The organism is Serratia sp. AKBS12, assembly GCF_024793895.1.
Lineage (GTDB): Bacteria > Pseudomonadota > Gammaproteobacteria > Enterobacterales > Enterobacteriaceae > Serratia_F.
Genome location: NZ_JANUSB010000015.1, coordinates 1,855,690 through 1,873,936, shown reverse-complemented (window position 1 = coordinate 1,873,936; position 18,247 = coordinate 1,855,690). Strand labels below are relative to the sequence as shown.

Here is an 18,247-nt window from a genome sequence, read left to right as displayed (position 1 = left end):
TTCTAAAACGGTCTAACGGCATGCCGGTGAGAAAGATTGACGTCGTCTCACCGGCTTTTTTATCACTATTTTTCAGATAATTAACCTGTTCCTCGCGTTATCAGCCACTTAGCATTTTCTGCGTGCGTAGCTCACAAATATGACATTGGCGTGAATTTTGCGTATTGATCTTCCCTGCGATTAGCGCTATTGCTTATGCGTGGCTGCGCAAAAAGTGGCCATTGTTTTCTTTCCAGCAGACCAAGAAATGAGGGAAACGAGGCATGAAGAGACAGAAGCGAGATCGTCTGGAACGGGCACAATCCCGTGGTTATCAAGCAGGTCTTTCAGGGCGTTCCAGGGAACTTTGTCCCTATCAATCATTGGATGCCCGGGCCAATTGGCTGGGAGGTTGGCGACAAGCCATGGAAGACAGGGCTGTGACCGCTTAAGCGGCTCTCTGTCATCAAGAGGAATGACCTCCGCCAATGCGCGGAGGTTTTCGTTTTTATCCCACCGTTTACGCTTGCCAGCGCTTGAGCAGAATGCTGGCATTTACCCCGCCAAAGCCAAAACCATTAGACAATGCATAGGTTATCGCCATTGGCTCTGCCCGTTTGGCCACCAGATGCAAGCCTGCCGCAGCCGGATCCGGCCGATCCAGGTTCAGCGTGGCCGGCGCTACCTGATCGCGTAACGCCAGCGCGGTAAAGATGGTTTCCAGACCGCCTGCGGCCCCCAGCAGGTGGCCGGTGGCTGATTTGGTCGAGGTTACCGCCACAGGGTGATCGCCAAACAGGTGACGAATGGCGTTGATTTCACCCAGGTCGCCGACCGGCGTAGAAGTGGCATGCGCATTGAGATGCTGAATTTGTTCCGGTTTCACGCCGGCCTGGCGGAGAGCTATTTTCATCGCGCGGTAGGCGCCATCGCCGTCTTCCGCGCCGGAGGTCATATGATAGGCGTCTGCGCTGGTGCCATAACCGACGATCTCGGCCAGCGGCGTGGCACCGCGCGCCAGTGCGTGTTCCAGCGTTTCAATTACCAGCATGCCCGCGCCTTCACCCATAACGAAACCGCTACGCGCGCTGTCGAATGGGCGAGAAGCGATGGCTGCGTCTTCGGCTGGTGCGCTGGACATGGCACGTGCTGCGGCAAATCCCCCCAGGCTGACGGTATCGATAGCAGCTTCGGTGCCTCCACATAGTGCGATGTCGGCCTCGTCGTTGCGAATCATGCGTACCGCATCGCCAATGGCCTGTACCCCGGCGGCGCAGGCGGTGACCGGGGCACCGATAGGCCCTTTGAAGTGGTGCTTGATCGAGATATGGCCAGCGGCCAGATTCACCAGGAACGACGGAATGGTGAACGGCGACAGCCGTTTTGCGCCGCGGCTGTCGGTGGTGCGCACCGCATTGGCGATGGCCGGGAAGCCACCGATGCCGGAGGCCACGACGGTGGCGGTGCGCTCCTGTTTTTCATCAGTGTCGGCGACCCAACCGGCCTGGCGGATGGCTTCGTCGGCTGCCGCCATGGCAAACAGGATAAAGCGGTCCATTTTCTTTTGATCCTTGGGGGCGACCGAGGCATCGGCATCAAACCCGGCCTCGCTATCCTGTTGCAAGGTTGGCACCTGACCGCCGACCTTGACCGGCAGATCGGCTACAATATCTTCGGGCAGGGGGCGGATACCGCTCTGCCCGGCCAGCAAACGTTGCCATATGGCTTCGACGCCACTGCCCAGAGGGGATACTGCACCCATACCGGTAATAACGATACGACGACTGTTCATACATTCTCCTGGGGTGATTCAATAAGTGTAGCTGATGATGATTGCTGCATTCGCGTGGCGCGCTGGCGCATGGCGGCACCGGCAGCGGGACCCGCAGCCAGCGTGATATTTTGATGGGTTATCGGTTGTTGGCTAACGCTGTCGATTAACCGCGGGGTGATAGGCAAACCGCTGCGCCGATCGACCAACTGGGCGGCGATGCCTTCCGGCGCCAGATGGGTGTTACCCCATTGCAGCAGCGTTGCCAGCACCGGGAACAGCTCAGCGCCGCGTTCGGTCAGCAGGTACTGATAGCGTAACGGCCGTTGCTGATAAGCCTGCTTGCAAAAAATGCCGCTCTCAACCAGAAATTTGAGTCGGCGGGTGAGGATGGTTGGCGACAATCCGAGGCTTTGCTGGAATTCGTCAAATTTCGACAGTCCATGGAAGGCATCGCGAATGATTAACATGCTCCACCATTCGCCAATGCGATCCAGCGAGCGGGCGATCGGGCACTGTTGACTATCGAAACGCGTCTTTTTCATCATCATCCTCAATTACTACAATAATTGTAGTCACTAGGTTGCAAACGTCAGCGCATGCGGCACGCTGGTAACGGTAATCAGGGGGGAAACTCACGACGGCCGTCACCGACCGTCGTGACTGCCGTTAGAAGGCAGTAGTGTCCTTGAACAGGCCCACTTTCAGATCGCTGGCGGTGTAAATCACTTCGCCATCGACCAGCACTTCACCGTCGGCCACACCCATAATCAGTTTACGGGTGATAACGCGCTTGAAGTTAATACGATAGGTGACTTTTTTGGCGGTTGGCAGCACCTGCCCGGTGAATTTGACTTCACCCACGCCCAGCGCACGGCCTTTGCCTTCGCCGCCCAGCCAGCCCAGGTAGAACCCAACCAGCTGCCACATGGCATCCAGGCCCAGACAGCCAGGCATCACCGGATCGCCGATGAAATGACAGGCGAAGAACCACAGGTCGGGATTGATATCCAGTTCTGCTTCTACGTAGCCTTTGCCGTGGGTACCACCGTCTTCTGACATTTTGACCACGCGGTCCATCATCAACATGTTACCTGCCGGCAACGGCGGGCCACCGGCGCCAAACAGCTCGCCACGGCCGGATGCTTCGAGGTCTTCTTTCGTATAGGAGTCGCGTTTATCTACCATGTTCTCAGTAAGCCTTATTTTAATGAAGGACGCAGATTAGCTAACACGTGTACGCTGAACAAGTCCGATCAGCCCTGGTTGAACCAGTTGAGCCAGCGGAAAAGCCACGGGCGACGGCGTTCAGGTGCGCTCACCTGAGCAATCCGCTCCTGAATTGCAGCCAGCAGGTTCGGCTGCTGTTCATCGGAGTAGGGGTAACCTGTCAATAATGGCAGGGCTTCCGCCGCGTTGTCCACCGCCCACAGATGGAACTGCCCGTCGCGAACCGCATCCACCACATCCTGGCGCAGACACAGGTGCCGCACGTTGGTAGACGGTAGAATCACGCCCTGCTTGCCTGTCAGGCCGCGGCGCAGACAGACCTCAAAGAAACCTTCGATTTTTTCGTTGACCCCGCCAATGGGCTGTACGTTGCCGAATTGGTCGACAGAGCCGGTAACGGCAATCTGCTGGGTAATCGGCTGCATCGACAGTGCGCTGATCAAGGCACACAGTTCGGCCAACGAGGCGCTGTCACCATCGACTTCGCCATAGGATTGTTCAAACACAATCGAGGCGGAGAAGGGCAGTTGCTGATCCAGTTCCAATTCGGAAATCAGAAACGCCTGCATAATCATCATGCCTTTGGCATGCAGATTGCCGCCAAGTTCAGCTTTTCGTTCAACGTCAGTAAATTCGCCATCGCCAAGGTGGACGACACAGCTGATACGCGACGGTTCACCGAAACCGCGTGGGTGGCCTGGATAATCTAAAACTGATAATCCATTAATCTGACCAATGACTTCCCCTTCGGTTTGAATCAGGATCTGGCCAAGTTCGATTTCGTCCTGCATGCGCTCTGCCAGATAGCTTTCGCGCCATTCACGGGCGGTCAACGCGGCTTCCAGCGCTTTGGCGGTGATCTGGCCCTGTTCGGCATACAGTGATGCTTCCGAGAGTTGCTGGCTCAGCCAGGTAGGCGATAGCGGTAAACTGCCCTGATCGCCGCTGTAACGCACTGCCTGCATCATCAATGGTTGCCAGGCGTCAACGGCCAGCGGTGGCAATTGCTGCTCGCTAACCAGCGTATTGACGTAGCCACACCATTGCGCCACGTCATCGGTATCGGTCAGTTGCAGGTCGTCTTCGTATTCGCCATACACCGCCTGTTCGCAGACTTCCGGCTCCATATCATGGAAATCCGCCAGTCCGTGGCGATCGCCGACGACAATCAGTCGCAAATCCAGCGGCATCGGCGGGATGCTTACCGGCAACGGTCGCGTTTCGTCCGGGGAAAACCAATGGAATTGACGCTGGGTGATCATCTGCTTTAAGCGCAACCACAGCAGCGGTTGTGCCAGTAATGTCCGCGCAGACAGGACCAGCACACCGCCGTTAGCCTGGTGCACCAGGCCCGGTTCGAGAGAGACATCGTTCTGATAAAGGCGTACGCAACCGAACAGCTGCTCCGGTTCCACCCATTCGGCAAACTGGCAGGCGCCGGTGGCGGCAAAGGGTTCATCGCCGCTGGTCGCCGGTTCCACGCGAACCTGGCCGTTTTGTACGATATAGTTGCTACCAGGGCTGCTAGATTGTGGCTGCAGCTGTTTTACCGCGTCGGCAATCAACGCCAGATATTCGCGTGTTTCCTGGGCCTTCAATAGCATGAAACGCGGTTGAGAACGCGGGTGGCAAAATACCGTCAGCGCGTTTTCCAACCGGGGTTGAATAGCGGCAAAGGCGACAGGTGCCAACTGAGCGGCGGAATCGAATATCGCCTGATAAGGCGTAACGGCAGGCAACAAAGATTGCCATTCAAGTCGGTTATTGGTCAAAGTGTTAGATGCAATCGTCAAAAAGGGAAAGGGCGATTATACAAGAATAACGCCAGCTTGATACAAGCAGAGTGTCAGTTGCGGTCAGGGAGTTTGACATCACGCGACGACTGTGCAAAAAACAGACTAAATGGAAACGTAATTGGCGGGGAAATTTGGCGCAAAGCTGTTATGCTTATTAACGTTACGCGGTCACTGAAGAGCTCACGATGAAATATCAGCAACTGGAAAATCTAGAGAGCGGCTGGAAATGGAAGTACCTGGTGAAAAAGCACCGGGAAGGGGAAGCAATTACCCGCTACATTGAAAACAGCGCTGCGCAGGAAGCCGTTGACGAGCTGCTGAAGCTGGAAAATGAACCGGTCAAGGTGCTGGCCTGGATCAATGCTCATATGAATCCGGCGCTGGACAATCGGATGAAGCAAACCATCCGCGCCCGACGTAAACGTCATTTTAACGCAGAACATCAGCATACGCGTAAAAAATCCATCGATTTGGAATTTTTAGTTTGGCAACGGTTGGCGGCACTGGCCCGTAGGCGTGGCGTAACGCTGTCCGAAACCGTGGTGCAGCTGATTGAAGATGCTGAACGCAAAGAAAAATACGCCAGTCAAATGTCATTGTTGAAACAGGATTTGAAAGCAATCCTGGGTAAAGACGAGGAATAGCGACGCGTTCAGTTTGATAAATCGGCCCGGTAAGTGATTAGCCGGGTTTTTTATTGTGTGCCGACGGATGTCAAAGCGAAAAAAAACCCCGCAGAGCGGGGTTTTTTATTAAGAAGCGGTAACTTAAGCCTGTGGCTGAGTTACAACGTCTTTGATACCTTTAACTTCGATTTCTACGCGACGGTTAGGCGCCAGGCATTCGATCTGTGCTTTGGTAGCACGACCGTTTTTGTAGCCACAGCTGTCGGTAACCTGGTCAGCTTCGCCCATGCCACGTGCAGAGATCTTGTCAGCAGGGATACCTTTAGATACCAGGTAATCTACTACGCTGCGAGCACGAGCTTCAGACAGTTTCTGGTTCGCTGCATCTTTACCAACTGGGTCAGTGTAGCCCAGAACAACTACGGAACCGTCTTTAGGATCCATGGAGCTCAGTTGGGTGTACAGCTGATCCAGAGCCTGCTGGCCTTCTGGTTTCAGAGAGGATTTACCGAAGTTGAACAGAACGTCAGACTTCAGAGTGAAACGCTTGGTTTCAACAACTGGAGCCGGAGCTGGTGCTGGTGCCGGAGCAACAACATCGTCCTGGCCAAAGCGGTAAGAAACGCCCAGGCTCAGCATGGTGTTGTCTGGACGCGCGCCAACGGTACCTGCGTCGCCGATGTTGCTAACGAACTGGTAATCCAGGCGAGTAGCCCAGTTTTTGGTCAGTGCGTATTCAACACCAACGGCAGCCAGCGGAGAAACGCCGGTGTCGTGGTTGCTCAGACGCTCGCCAGTACGGCCGTAGTTAGCTTTAGAGTCTGCACGCCAGATCATGCCACCCAGACGGGTGTAGATGTCCAGGTCGTCAGCAATTGGGTAGCTCAGTTTAGCTGCCAATTGAACGCCCTGCGCTTTGAAAGCACCGTTGTTCACGCTGCCTTTGTAAGGCATACGGCCAAGCCAGTCATAGCCCAGCTCGAAGCCCAGGTATTGGTTCGCTTGGTAACCCAAGAACGCACCAGCACCCAGTTGGCTTTCATGAGTAGGACCGTTACCGATGCCTTTCTCATAACCGTTGCCGTAGAAACCTACGTCGTGATACTGGGACCAGCCCAGTTTGGCACCGGTGTACCAGGTGTTATCTTTTGGGGCGGCTTGCGCTACGGTAGCGAAACCAGCCAGTGCCACTGCTAATGCGATAGCTGTCTTTTTCATTTTGCGCCTCGTTATCATCCAAATAGGCAATGAGCTTTAAAGCTAATTTTTAAGCCCTTGGTTAAATTCCTTCGCCAAGGTTTATGCCCTCGTTTGTTACTCTGCCAGTTTTTCTGGCGTTATAGAGCAACCTTGGCGATGTAAAGTCTACAACGTGGCGCGAAAGTTACAAGTGTGATGTGATAAAGCTCTAAAAAAAAACGCAGAATTGTACATATTTGCTAACATTTTCTGCTTATTTTTTCACCTTGTCGTGTGGCGAAACGCGGTGCGGAACCGCAGCCACTCTCGTTTTGTGACTGATCTCTAGAAGGTTCCGCTACTGAGGAAGAAAAATAATGAGAAAAGTCCTAAATTCACTCAATGATACAAAGAAGAGTGAATTTTTAAGGTCGAACACTGTCCTTGGTTCGAGTTTGTGACGGGTTGAGGACGCATGATAAAGCCGTAGGCATTTCCCAACTCGGCAGCACGACGTAATTTTAGCCTATCTTCATCCGTCAGGTCAGGCAACCAACCTAAAACCACGCTGTAATTTCCCGTCAACAACGCTTTTTCCATGGCTTCTACCGTATTTAGCGGGCTGATTTGGCTCAGTTGCACCACTTTATCGATCGGCAAGCCAGACTGCTGCAGCCAGCGTTTGCTCAGTTTCTGCTGTGGAGTCAGCCACAATAGCCAGCGCGATTGCATGCCAAGTTGCTGTAATAGCGGCAGTAACAGTTGTGCTACTGCGGGTTGATGCTCGTTGTAAACAAGTTCACTGATAAGACCATTTTCGTTGTTCGTGCCGGAAACCGGGGCCGAAGGATTCATTGCACGCGCGCTATGGCTGAAATGGGTTTGGTAGAGTGATTGAGTACGCATAAAGTATCCCGCCGTAGTGTTACTGTATGCATATACAGTACATGCGGTCGGTCAGAAGATCAACCCAATTTTTCGTAACGCCTCGCAGATTTGCGATCATTTTTTGAGCTGGCAGCTTTTCTCGTTGGCACCGTCGGGCTTAATGCGTATTTTTTCTAATTACTTGTTCCCGTTACTTTTATTCTATTGATACAGGCAATGGCTTGCCGCAAATGACCGAGGGAGAACCTAATGCAAGGAAGAACGATCGCCAGAGTAACCCAGGCTAAAGCCTGTTTTTCCGCCTTGGGCCGAATTACCACCCGCTCACAGTTTGGCGGCTATGGATTGCTGGCCGACGGCATCATGTTTGCCGTGGTCGCCGAAGGCGAAATGTATCTACGCGCCACCCGCAGCCTCGAGAGCGTGTTCCGCGCGCGCGGCATGGCAAATATGGTGTATTCGAAGCGCGGTGCGCCAATCGTGATGCGTTACTACTATGTCGACGAGGCGTTATGGCAGCAGCGGCAAGAACTGTTTGCCCTGGCCTGGGAGGCGATGCGTGAGGCACGCAGAGAAGTCGAGGTAAAAAACCAGAGCCATGAACGGTTGAAGGATTTGCCGAATATCGACGCCGCGTTGGAGCGTCTGCTCTGGCGTACGGGGATCTGTGGTGTTTACGATCTGCGTCTGCAAGGGCCGAAAGAGACGTTCCTGAGATTGCAGCAAGAACAGCACCGCCTGGGCCAGAAGGTGCTGTTGTCACTGGCCGGCGCGTTGGCCGGTTATCATCATGCCGCCTTGCCGACAGAACTGCGCGCTGAGCTGCTGGCATGGTTCAACGCTGTCATCATGCCACCGACGCAAAACAGTCTTTGCCCGCACCGCTACGCGTAACATAACCCATCAGTGGCTGCCGCCGATCTGTGCATTGAGCGCGGTCAGTTCCGGCAGCAGGGCAAGCACCAATCCTATCTGCTGCAATACCAGCTGTTCCTTGCTTTCCGGTTCGGGCGTTAGCTGGTTGATACGGGCGGACAGCGATTCAAGCGCCTGCGTGATGCGTTTACCGTCCTGCGCTTCCTGATGCAGCGCACCGTCGACATAACACACCGCATCATTAAGCAGTTCCAGTACCTCGGTACTGGCGAGCCGTTCCCGGTGAGCGCCCAGCGCGGAAATATAGCTTAACAAGGTATGATTGAGGCACAACAGCCGGAAGGCGGCTTCCTGGGGGGGTTTATCTGCTTTGGCATCGGCCGACATATTGGAGATCACCGATGCCAGCTCTGCATCGCTGTTATGGGCATCTCGCCGAGCGATCCGGTACTGCAGGCCATTGTCTTTACCCTGGTGGTATTGCACCATAATCGCGTCCAGATAACGGCAATCGGCATTCAGCGTTTTGCTGACGATGGCAGGCAGTTGGCGGAACTGCCAGTCGGGCCAAATAAACGTTACCGCCGCCCAGGCAATGGCACAGCCCAGCAGCGTGTCGTAGACGCGTGGTGCCGCTACTTCAAACCCCTCGCCGAGCAGATTAAAGCACAGCAATACCAGCAGGGTGATAAACATCGTTGCGTGGGCGTATTGCACGGTACGGAAGGCAAAAAACAGCACGCCACTGATCACGATCAGTATCAATTGTCCTTCAATCGAAGGCACAAAATACAGAATCGGCAGGCCGACCAAAATCCCGGCCAGCGTACCGACGATGCGCAATGCCAGCCTGCGGCGGGTAGCATTATAGTTGGGCTGGCAGACAAACAGGCTGGTGAGCAGGATCCAGTAGCCGTGCTGCATGCCGGTAAACTGGATAAACGCATAACCGACGCACAGCACCAACGACATGCGAATTGCATGGCGGAACAGCGCTGACTGCGGGGTCAAATGGCGGCTGATGCGCAGGCGGATGTCACTCCAACCGGTGAGGCGATCGTCAGACAGGCTGTTTTCTTCCGCCTGGCCATTGGCGAGTGCCTGTTCCGATTCGATATTGGCCAATTGGGCATCGATGGCACGTAAATTGGTCAACAGGTGCGACAGCGCCTTGGTCAGTTCGCGGTTCTCCGTGACAAACGTCAGGTGCGACAATGCCTCTTCAATGCGCTGGAACGCCGGTTCGAAGCGGTTATTATGCTGATATTTCTGCCGTAGCAGGATTGATTGCGCCAGTTGCTGACAGGCACGCGCCTGCATGCTGAGCAAACGCTGGAAGCGAAACAGAATGTCGCTATGGCGAAACTGCTTGCTCAGCGCCTGGTATTGCACATGGGATGAGCTGGCGCGCTCGTGAATATCTTGCGCGACGAAGTAATAATGCAGGGTACGGCGGGTACCGCGCTGGCCGCGGTCGCCTTTCAGACGGGTAAGCAGAGAAACCTTGGTTTGATTCAAGGTGCTGACCAGTGCGCTGTTGGCCATCGCCACATCCATCCACGGCAGATCGGCGTCCCGTTCGGCGTCGGGGTCAAACAGATTGGCCTTGGCATCGAGATAGTTCGCCAATTGTTGATAGCAACGCGCCAGATTTTCCTGTAACGGGCGGATCGGGAACAGCAGATGACCGATCAGCGTCAGCAGGTTGTACCATACGGCACCGAAAATCAACAGCATGGGTTGCTGATACCAGGCTTCATACATCGAGGCGCCGAGCATGGTATATACCGCAATCAGCAATGCGCCAAAGGCGATGGTGGCGTAGCGTTGCCCCAGGGCGCCCAGCAGAATGAACGCGCAGGTTGAGCTGGTCAGCCCAATGGCGAACAGCCAGGGGTGGGGAAACAACAGTTCAATTGATGCCGAGGCGACAAAAAAACACACCAGGGTGATCAGCAGGTTGCGCAGCCGGCCGGCCAGCCGATCGTCCAGGTCGGTCAAGGCGGCGGCGACCACGCCAAGCGTCAGTGGGATGGTGAGTTTCTCCATGCCCAGCCACCACGGTACGGCCGCCGTGCCGGTTAGCGCAATCAATATGCGCAGGTTATAAAGCAGATTACCGTTATAGGCATAGCGACGTATGGCCGGTGCAAAAGCGCGCACAAAAAATCCTCGGGCGTTAAAACAATTAGCGTTGCTGGTAGTTGCGACGCGCGTTTTCGCTGCGCGCCTGCTGCGCCATTTCAACAGACACGACGCGGCGCCCGACCGGCCACAGGGCGATGGCGGCGATTTTAAAGTTGGCGATGCCAACCGGAATACCGATAATGGAAATACACTGCGCGATGCCTGCGGCGATGTGCGACAGGCACAGCCACCAGCCGAACAGGATCAGCCAAACGATATTCAGCAGTGAACCGCCGGCGGAAATCAGCGCGTTGCTTTTCTCCGGGTACAGCTCGTTCACGTGGATGGCTTCATTGCCATAGGGCAGAAACGACAGCTTGGTGATTTCCCAGCAGGAACGGGTGAGCGGCAGGGTGAAAATCAGCACGATGCTGACCAGGGTGGCGAACAGCCAGGCGAGGGTGGTAAAAAAGCCCCCTAACACAAAATTAAGAATATTCAGTACAGTACGCATAGTCGTCAGTCTGCTCTAATAATGGCCAAACCGCTAAGCGGCTGCGTTTGCTATCAAAACGCAAAATCTATTCTACCCTTTTTTTAGCGCTAGAGTGCCACTGCTTATCGCAGGTAAACTGGCAAACATCCAATCTCAACATAGTCATGGCGCGCCAATATGGAACTTAAAGCGACATCGCTGGGGAAACACCTGGCTCAGCATCCTTACAACCGTGTGCGGTTGTTGCATGCCGGGGTTGAGGTGAGCGGTGAAAAACACCAATACTTGATCCCTTTCAATCAGCTGATCGAAGTCAGATGCAAGCGCGGCATCGTCTGGGGCGAACTGGAGTTCGAACTGCCGGACGAAAAAGTGGTGCGTTTGCACGGCACCGAATGGCAGGAAACGCAGCGTTTCTACCACTATCTGCAGCAGGCCTGGCAAAGCTGGAGCGTTGAGATGAGCGACGTCAGCGCCGGTGTTTTGCAGCAGCAGGTGCAGAGTATTCACCGTATCGAACAGCAGGATAATTGGTTCAAACGGTCGCAATTGGGCAAGCTGCAACAGCAGATCCGCCAGGCGTTTGAGGCATTGCCAATGCCGGTGACCCGGCTGGAGGCCTTTGATAACTGCCGTGCCGACTACCATTTGTGCCTGCAATGGCTGCAACAGGGCGCGCGAAGCGTTGCCGAACGCAACCATAACTGGACCGAGCGCATGCTGGAACAGCACGCGGATTTCTTCCAGACGGTGGAAACCTCGCCGCTGAATGCATCGCAGAGCCGGGCGGTGGTCAACGGTGAAGATGCGGTGCTGGTGTTAGCCGGCGCCGGCAGCGGCAAAACCTCGGTGCTGGTGGCCCGCGCCGGTTGGTTGTTGCGGCGTCAGGAGGCGGAGCCCGGGCAGATCCTGTTACTGGCGTTTGGCCGGCAGGCGGCAGAAGAAATGAATCAGCGTATCAGCGAGCGGCTGGGCAGCAGCGATATTCAGGCGAAGACGTTTCATGCGCTGGCGCTGCACATCATTCAGCAGGGCAGCCGCAAGGCTCCGGCGATCAGCAAACTCGAAACCGACAGCAAGGCGCGGCGAGAACTGTTGGTAAAAACCTGGCAGCAGCAATGTGGCGAGAAAAAAGCGCAGGCCAAAGGCTGGCGACAATGGCTGATCGACGAGTTGGCATGGGACGTGCCGGACGGCGATTTTTGGCAGGACAAGCGGCTGGCGGAGCGGCTGGCCGGTCGGCTTGAACGCTGGCTGGGTCTGATGCGCATGCACGGAGGCAGCCAGGCGGAAATGATTGAACAGGCCAATGAGGAAGTGCGCGATCTGTTTGCCAAACGCATTCGCCTGATGGCCCCACTGTTGAAAGCCTGGAAAGGTGCGCTGAAGGATGAGGGCGCGGTGGACTTCTCCGGGCTGATTCACCAGGCGGTGAATATTTTGGCCAAGGGGCGCTTTGTCAGCCCATGGAAACATATTCTGGTGGATGAGTTTCAGGATATCTCGCCGCAGCGCGCGCAGCTGTTGGCCGCATTGCGTAAACAGAATAAACAGACCTGTCTGTTTGCGGTGGGTGATGACTGGCAGGCAATATATCGGTTTAGCGGCGCTGAAATGGCGCTGACCACCGCCTTTGCCGACAACTTTGGCGAAGGTGCGCAATGTGCGCTGGACACTACTTACCGCTTTAATGAACGCATCGGCGAGATTGCCAACCGCTTTGTGCAGCAGAACCCGCATCAGTTGAAGAAACCGCTGAACAGCCTGAGCAAAGGCAATAAAAAATCGGTGGCGATCCTGCCGCAGGAGCAGATTGAGGCGCTGTTGGACAAGCTCAGCGGTTATGCCAAACCGGATGAGCGTATTCTGCTGTTGGCGCGTTACCACCATTTGCAGCCGGAGGCATTGCAAAAAGCGGCTACCCGCTGGCCGAAGCTCAACCTGGAATTTATGACCATACATGCCAGCAAGGGGCAGCAGGCTGAATATGTGATTATTGTCGGCCTGCATCAGGGACACGACGGCTTCCCGGCGCTGGCGCGTGAATCGATTCTGGAAGATGTACTGTTGCCACAGCCGGAAGATTTTCCCGATGCCGAAGAGCGACGGCTGCTGTATGTCGCATTGACCCGGGCGAAGCACCAGGTTTGGCTATTGCAGGATCGTGAGCGCCCGTCGGTGTTTGTCGAGCAGCTGCACGATCTTGGCGTGCCGATACAAAAGAAACCCTAGAACCGGGGCCTGATAACCAATCAGGCCGTCTGGCTTAGTTGAGGCGATCTTGCAGGTAACGCTGGTAATCGGGAATGGCTATCTCCACTTCGCTGTCAAACAGCGCAGAACCGATCAGGAAATCGGCGGTAGAACGGTTGGTGGCCACCGGGATATTCCATACCGTCGCCAGACGCAGCAATGCCTTGACGTCCGGGTCGTGCGGTACCGCGTTGAGCGGGTCCCAGAAGAAAATCATCAAGTCTATCTTGCCTTCGGCGATCATGGCACCAACCTGCTGATCGCCGCCCATAGGTCCGCTCATCATGCTTTGTACTGCAATGCCGCTGGCGCGCTGGATAAGATTGCCGGTAGTGCCGGTCGCATACAGCTGATGTTGCGCCAATAGCGTTTTATGGGTTTCTACCCATTGCAGCAACGCCTGTTTACAGTGATCGTGTGCAACCAGGGCGATGTGCTTACGTTTCGCGATGGTGCGGGTGGTCATTTCCATGTTGAGATCCTTGATCTACGCAGAAGATGCGTAACAGATTACTGAAACTGTTTTTCACTGCCTAGCGTTTATCAATAAATTAGCGGTAAAACCGCCACGCTGGTCACGTCGGCAGCTCAGTTTGCGTGTTGCTTGGCCCACAGTAAAAAGCGCCGCTGAGTTTCGCTGTCGGCCTGTTGGAACCAGTAGTGCAGCATGCGCTCCGAAACGTCCGTTTCTTTAAGCGGGGCGAGTTGCTGCGGCACGCTTTTGGCGGAGGATAGCGACTGTTTACTGGTGTGCAAATGGACAAAAGCCGGCACCGATGCGGGACGACGTTGCGCGTTGTAATCAGCCACGGTCTTTTCCAGACGTTCCTCGGTGATCCGTTCGTCGGGGCGCAACACATCCTTTTTTATCACCAAGGGGGTGCCGTTATTGTCGACTACCTGGTAGTTATGCAGTTTCTCGAAGCGCTGCCCGTCACGCTGGTTGTCGATGCGTGGCAATTGAAATTCAACCGCGCTGACGTTTTGCGTACTGAACGCCACAATCAAGGGAGGGGAGGTGTAGAGCGCCTGGGGATGCGAACCATCGGCCAGCAGTCTGGTAACCTGGAACAGCAATTGATGCTGCCCGCCGTCCAGTTCGAGGCTGTCTGCGCCCTTCAGTAGCGAGCCGGTCATTTTTTTGCCGTCAACAACCAGCAGATCGATATCCGGAGAAAGTTTCAGGGTCGTAGCTACGGCGGGCAGGCTCAGGCAGGCGCTGAGTAGCCCCGTAACCATCAGACCAAATTTCATTGTTATCTCCTTATAATCAGTCATAGCTAATATTGTTGAGGAGCTGGCACAGTGTGTCAAAGTTTTTCCATTCGGCGGCTGCATTTACATTTAGACATCTGTTTGCCGCTTTCGCTATGACTGGCGGTGGCGCCGATAGGTGTTCAGACCACGATAACGCAGACACGTTGCATTAACGCGCGTTTTGGCTGTTCGGTTACACTTAACGTAGGGTATTTTATGGCGGCTAACAGGAGGGGATTATGCAAGACCGTGAAATAGCAGCGCTATTACAGCAGGTAAAAACCATCGCGCTGGTGGGCGCCAGCGACAAGACGTCGCGGCCAAGCTACGGCGTAATGGCCTATTTACTGTCGCAGGGGTATCAGGTTACGCCGGTCAGCCCAAAATTGGCGGGACAAACCCTGCTGGGGCAGCCGGTGTACGCCAGCCTGGCGGAGATTCCGCACGCTATCGATATGGTTGACGTGTTCCGCAATGCCGAGGCGGCTTACGGCGTTGCACAGGAAGCCATTGCCATCGGCGCTAAAGCGCTCTGGCTGCAAATTGGCGTGATTAATCAGCAGGCGGCAGACTTGGCGAACGAGGCCGGGTTGCAGGTGGTGATGGATCGTTGCCCGAAAATTGATATTCCACGCCTGGGGCTGGAAAAATAAAACAGGGCCTGGCGTGATGCCAGGCCCTGATGCCGTTTCTCAGGTTTACTGTCAATTGCGCAGGCGAGGAGCCTGAAGCTGATGGCGAATGGATTCCGCCAACTCGTCCAACGAAGGTTGTTCAGGATGAGCGTCCTGCTCTTCACCTGCCAGCTGTGCTTCCGCCAGATACGTGTGAACCGGTTGTCCTTCTTCGTCCTCCATCACCACGTGATACCACGGGGCGAAGCGCAGCTCGTCGTTTGCTGCTATCTCGTCGGCTTTAGGTTGTTCCAAAGAATATTCAGGGTCGATATCGATAACAACGCCCAAATACCCCAGCAGCTTATGTCGAACCTGTTGTCCGATACCGAATTTGCTGGCAATCATGATGACCTCCTGAGAAACCGTGTTTTGCCCAATATTATCTAGATATGAGGGCAAAACTACGTATTTCAAGTTACATCACCCGGCATGCAAACCCTTTCAGATACAGCCCCTCGGGGTAGGTGGCAATGACCGGATGATCGGCAGCCTGCCGGTACTGCTCTATAAATTGTACATCACAACCGGCGTCGACAGCGGCATCGGCCAGGATTTTCTGGAACAAATCGGTAGGCATCAGCCCCGAGCACGAGAAACTCAGCAAGATGCCGCCAGGGTTCAACAGCTGCAGTGCCAACATATTGATGTCTTTATAGCCACGGCAGGCGCTGGCCAGCTGGTTTTTGTTTTCGACGAACTTCGGTGGATCCATCACGATCAGGTCGAATTTTTCGCCTTGCGCACGGTAGTTGCGCAATAGCTGGAATACGTCATCGCGGACGAATTCGGCTTTGCTGATGTCGAGCTTGTTCAGCTCAACGTTCTGCTTGGCAATATCCAGCGCTGCCTGTGAGGTATCTACACTGATCACCTGCTCGCAACCGCCCATCAATGCGGCTACTGCAAAAGCACCGGTGTAGGAGAAGCAGTTGAGTACGCGGCGGCCGGCGGCAAAGTTGCGCGCGGCCAGGCGGCTGTCGCGCTGGTCAAGGTAAAAGCCGGTTTTGTGACCGTGCTGGATATCTACCAATAACTGCATACCATGTTCGCGGATCGGCAGCAAAGCCGGCGGCATATCGCCCAGAACTGGTCCCTGTGCCAGCGGCAGGCCCTCTTTTTTACGCACCGCCACATCCGAGCGATCGTAAATGGCGCATTGCGGATAACACTGTTGCAGCGCAGAAATCAGCGCCGCACGTTGGTATTCCGCACCGGCCGACAGCAATTGCAATACCAAAAAGTTCTGGAAACGGTCGATGGTAATGCCCGGCATGCCGTCTGACTCACCGGCGATCAGGCGATAGCCATCCAATCCATCGCGTTTGGCGATCCAGTCGCGCCAGCGCTGTGCCTGTTGCAAGCGGCGAACAAAGAAGGCGATATTGATGTCTTCATCCTGCTGGAAACTCCATACGCGCGCGCGGATCTGTGATTCTGGAGAATAGGCACCGCGCGCCAGCCATTTGCCCTGGCAGTCGTGAATGTCGATGGTTTCGCCAGAAAGCGGTTTGCCTTCAATGCGTTGAACAGCACCAGAGAAAACCCAGGGGTGGCGACGAAGCAAGGACTTTTCACGTCCTTTGGCGAGATATAAGCGTACGGTCATAATATTAAGTATGCTGCCAGCTAAATAGGAAAAGCGACACTCTCTGCGCAGGGTGCGGAAAATGCCATAACGAATGCAATAAGGAGCTAATTATGACACAGATTTGTATCGCGGCGTATGTCTATGGCGTAGTGCAGGGCGTAGGCTTCCGCTATAACACACAGCGCAAGGCCAATGCATTGGGGCTGACCGGCTATGCGCGCAATCTGGATGACGGTAGCGTGGAAGTGCTGGCCTGCGGTCAGCAGCAACAGATCGACGCGCTGGTGGACTGGTTGAAAGCCGGAGGCCCTGGTAGCGCGCGCGTTGAGCGCGTCCTGGTCGAGCCTCGAGGCGTTGAAGATTTTGGCGGGTTTGGCATCCGCTATTGAGTGTTTAGATGCATTTCACCGGCTTTGGCAGACCGGCAATTTTGGTGGCCTGCTTGGCTGGTCCCTTGGGAAACAGTCGGTATAAATAGCGGCTATTGCCTTTTTCTTCGCCGTACTTTTGCGCCATGGCCTTGACCAGCATACGAATAGCCGGCGAGGTATTAAATTCCTGATAAAAGGCGCGCACAAAACGCACCACTTCCCAGTGGGCGTCGGTCAGAACAATCTCTTCCTGTGCGGCCAACAGGGGCGCCAGGCTTTCATGCCAGTCGTCACTGTTCTTCAAGTATCCTTGCGCGTCAGTGTCGATAACCTGACCTTCAAACTCCAACATACAGCCTCGATAATCGGTAATTCATCACGCCGCGCAGTTTAGCAAATTTTTGTCGCCATCAAAAACAAAGCCCCGCATAAGCGGGGCTGGAGGTCGTGACTAGCTGCGATTATCAGTTACTGCGGGCAAAGCCCAGAATGCTCAACAGGCTGATGAACATATTGTACAGCGAAACGTACAGGCCAACCGTTGCGCGAATGTAGTTGGTTTCGCCGCCATGAATGATGTTGCTGGTTTCCCACAGAATGGCGCCGGCTGAGAACAGGATAAACAGCGCGCTGATCGCCAGGTGCAGGGCCGGGATTTGCAGGAACAGGTTGGCGATTACCGCGACCAGCAGAACCACAAAGCCCGCCATCATCATGCCTGACAGGAACGACATGTCCTTACGCGTGGTCAGCACATAGGCAGAACAGCAGAAGAACACCAGAGCAGTACCGCCCAACGCCAGCATGATCAGGTCACCGGCGCCAGCATTGAGAAACGAGCTAAGAATCGGCCCCAGGGTATAACCCATAAAACCGGTCAACGCAAACGCCGCCAGGATGCCCGCCGGGCTGTTGGCCAGCTTGTGGGTCAGAAACATCAGGCCATAGAAGCCGACCAGCATCAACAGCAGACCCGGAGCCGGCAGGCCCAGCATGGTGCTGGCGGTGGCAGTCAAGGCGGAGAAGCCGAGCGTCAGCGACAGCAGAAAATAGGTATTACGCAACACTTTATGCGTGCTGAGCAACGAATCGCGCGAGGATGAGACGACAATGCGGTCCATAATGATCTCTCT

General features: G+C 55.0%; 20 protein-coding genes. 6 read left to right on the top strand and 14 right to left on the bottom strand.

Translation table 11 applies throughout. The features are described 5' to 3' along the window. Nucleotides 1-263 precede the first annotated feature (263 nt). Nucleotides 264-431 carry a ribosome modulation factor gene (rmf, locus tag NYE85_RS18720; protein WP_004964703.1) on the top strand — a complete coding sequence of 56 codons (168 nt, stop codon included), beginning with the start codon at nt 264-266 and terminating at the stop codon, nt 429-431. 68 nt (nt 432-499) lie between these two features. Here the strand turns inward: rmf and fabF are convergent, their stop codons facing one another. The 4 genes from fabF to NYE85_RS18700 all read right to left on the bottom strand — a co-directional run bounded on the left by fabF (nt 500) and on the right by NYE85_RS18700 (nt 4,752). Further along, the gene (gene fabF / locus NYE85_RS18715) at nt 500-1,771 is read right to left on the bottom strand and encodes a beta-ketoacyl-ACP synthase II (protein WP_259006194.1); all 1,272 of its coding nucleotides are present in this window, start codon (nt 1,769-1,771) and stop codon (nt 500-502) included. Continuing rightward, entirely contained in the window at nt 1,768-2,295 is a 528-nt protein-coding gene (locus tag NYE85_RS18710) for a helix-turn-helix domain-containing protein (protein ID WP_259006193.1), read from the bottom strand. Before NYE85_RS18710 ends, fabF begins: the two co-directional genes overlap by 4 nt. A 124-nt stretch (nt 2,296-2,419) precedes the next feature. After that, complete coding sequence (gene fabA, locus NYE85_RS18705; protein ID WP_004964696.1) at nt 2,420-2,938, bottom strand: bifunctional 3-hydroxydecanoyl-ACP dehydratase/trans-2-decenoyl-ACP isomerase; 519 nt, start codon at nt 2,936-2,938, stop codon at nt 2,420-2,422. A 68-nt stretch (nt 2,939-3,006) separates the two neighbouring features. Continuing rightward, nucleotides 3,007-4,752: a Lon protease family protein gene (locus NYE85_RS18700; protein ID WP_259006192.1), complete on the bottom strand. Its 1,746-nt coding sequence runs from the start codon at nt 4,750-4,752 to the stop codon at nt 3,007-3,009. Nucleotides 4,753-4,961: 209 nt separating this feature from the next. Here NYE85_RS18700 and matP point away from each other — a divergent pair, with 209 nt between their 5' ends. Continuing rightward, complete coding sequence (gene matP, locus NYE85_RS18695; RefSeq protein WP_259006191.1) at nt 4,962-5,420, top strand: macrodomain Ter protein MatP; 459 nt, start codon at nt 4,962-4,964, stop codon at nt 5,418-5,420. A gap of 123 nt (nt 5,421-5,543) precedes the next feature. Here the strand turns inward: matP and ompA are convergent, their stop codons facing one another. Both ompA and sulA read right to left on the bottom strand, forming a co-directional pair. After that, nucleotides 5,544-6,620: a porin OmpA gene (gene ompA / locus NYE85_RS18690; protein WP_039992242.1), complete on the bottom strand. Its 1,077-nt coding sequence runs from the start codon at nt 6,618-6,620 to the stop codon at nt 5,544-5,546. A gap of 360 nt (nt 6,621-6,980) precedes the next feature. Further along, entirely contained in the window at nt 6,981-7,487 is a 507-nt protein-coding gene (gene sulA / locus NYE85_RS18685) for an SOS-induced cell division inhibitor SulA (RefSeq protein ID WP_259006190.1), read from the bottom strand. A 231-nt stretch (nt 7,488-7,718) separates the two neighbouring features. Here sulA and NYE85_RS18680 point away from each other — a divergent pair, with 231 nt between their 5' ends. Continuing rightward, nucleotides 7,719-8,363 (top strand): TfoX/Sxy family DNA transformation protein, encoded by a 645-nt coding sequence (locus tag NYE85_RS18680; RefSeq protein WP_259006189.1) that lies wholly within the window; start codon nt 7,719-7,721, stop codon nt 8,361-8,363. A 9-nt stretch (nt 8,364-8,372) separates the two neighbouring features. Here the strand turns inward: NYE85_RS18680 and yccS are convergent, their stop codons facing one another. After that, a complete protein-coding gene (gene yccS / locus NYE85_RS18675; RefSeq protein ID WP_259006188.1) occupies nt 8,373-10,508 on the bottom strand; it encodes a YccS family putative transporter in 2,136 nt (711 codons plus the stop codon). Between the two features lie 25 nt (nt 10,509-10,533). Continuing rightward, nucleotides 10,534-10,986 carry a YccF domain-containing protein gene (locus NYE85_RS18670; RefSeq protein ID WP_259006187.1) on the bottom strand — a complete coding sequence of 151 codons (453 nt, stop codon included), beginning with the start codon at nt 10,984-10,986 and terminating at the stop codon, nt 10,534-10,536. Nucleotides 10,987-11,145: 159 nt separating this feature from the next. Between NYE85_RS18670 and helD the strand changes: the two genes are divergently transcribed. After that, entirely contained in the window at nt 11,146-13,200 is a 2,055-nt protein-coding gene (helD, locus tag NYE85_RS18665) for a DNA helicase IV (protein ID WP_259006186.1), read from the top strand. 34 nt (nt 13,201-13,234) lie between these two features. Here the strand turns inward: helD and NYE85_RS18660 are convergent, their stop codons facing one another. Both NYE85_RS18660 and NYE85_RS18655 read right to left on the bottom strand, forming a co-directional pair. Beyond that, nucleotides 13,235-13,693: a methylglyoxal synthase gene (locus tag NYE85_RS18660; protein WP_259006185.1), complete on the bottom strand. Its 459-nt coding sequence runs from the start codon at nt 13,691-13,693 to the stop codon at nt 13,235-13,237. A 116-nt stretch (nt 13,694-13,809) separates the two neighbouring features. Continuing rightward, on the bottom strand, nt 13,810-14,475 hold the full coding sequence (locus tag NYE85_RS18655; protein WP_259006184.1) for a DUF2057 family protein: 666 nt from the start codon (nt 14,473-14,475) through the stop codon (nt 13,810-13,812). A gap of 242 nt (nt 14,476-14,717) precedes the next feature. On the opposite strand from NYE85_RS18655, the gene NYE85_RS18650 reads away from it, so the two are divergent. Then, on the top strand, nt 14,718-15,131 hold the full coding sequence (locus NYE85_RS18650) for a CoA-binding protein (RefSeq protein WP_259006183.1): 414 nt from the start codon (nt 14,718-14,720) through the stop codon (nt 15,129-15,131). A 51-nt stretch (nt 15,132-15,182) separates the two neighbouring features. Here NYE85_RS18650 and hspQ read toward each other — a convergent pair whose 3' ends face one another. Together hspQ and rlmI are read right to left on the bottom strand one after the other, a co-directional pair. Continuing rightward, complete coding sequence (gene hspQ, locus NYE85_RS18645; protein WP_039992239.1) at nt 15,183-15,500, bottom strand: heat shock protein HspQ; 318 nt, start codon at nt 15,498-15,500, stop codon at nt 15,183-15,185. Nucleotides 15,501-15,570: 70 nt separating this feature from the next. Continuing rightward, a complete protein-coding gene (gene rlmI, locus NYE85_RS18640) occupies nt 15,571-16,761 on the bottom strand; it encodes a 23S rRNA (cytosine(1962)-C(5))-methyltransferase RlmI (RefSeq protein ID WP_259006182.1) in 1,191 nt (396 codons plus the stop codon). A 92-nt stretch (nt 16,762-16,853) separates the two neighbouring features. Between rlmI and yccX the strand changes: the two genes are divergently transcribed. After that, nucleotides 16,854-17,132 carry an acylphosphatase gene (yccX, locus tag NYE85_RS18635; protein ID WP_259006181.1) on the top strand — a complete coding sequence of 93 codons (279 nt, stop codon included), beginning with the start codon at nt 16,854-16,856 and terminating at the stop codon, nt 17,130-17,132. Between the two features lie 4 nt (nt 17,133-17,136). On the opposite strand, the gene tusE is transcribed toward yccX, so the two are convergent. Together tusE and yccA are read right to left on the bottom strand one after the other, a co-directional pair. Continuing rightward, nucleotides 17,137-17,466, bottom strand: coding sequence for a sulfurtransferase TusE (gene tusE / locus NYE85_RS18630; RefSeq protein WP_004964640.1), 330 nt, complete (start codon nt 17,464-17,466; stop codon nt 17,137-17,139). Nucleotides 17,467-17,578: 112 nt separating this feature from the next. Then, the gene (gene yccA, locus NYE85_RS18625; RefSeq protein ID WP_004964637.1) at nt 17,579-18,235 is read right to left on the bottom strand and encodes an FtsH protease modulator YccA; all 657 of its coding nucleotides are present in this window, start codon (nt 18,233-18,235) and stop codon (nt 17,579-17,581) included. Nucleotides 18,236-18,247: the final 12 nt, after the last annotated feature.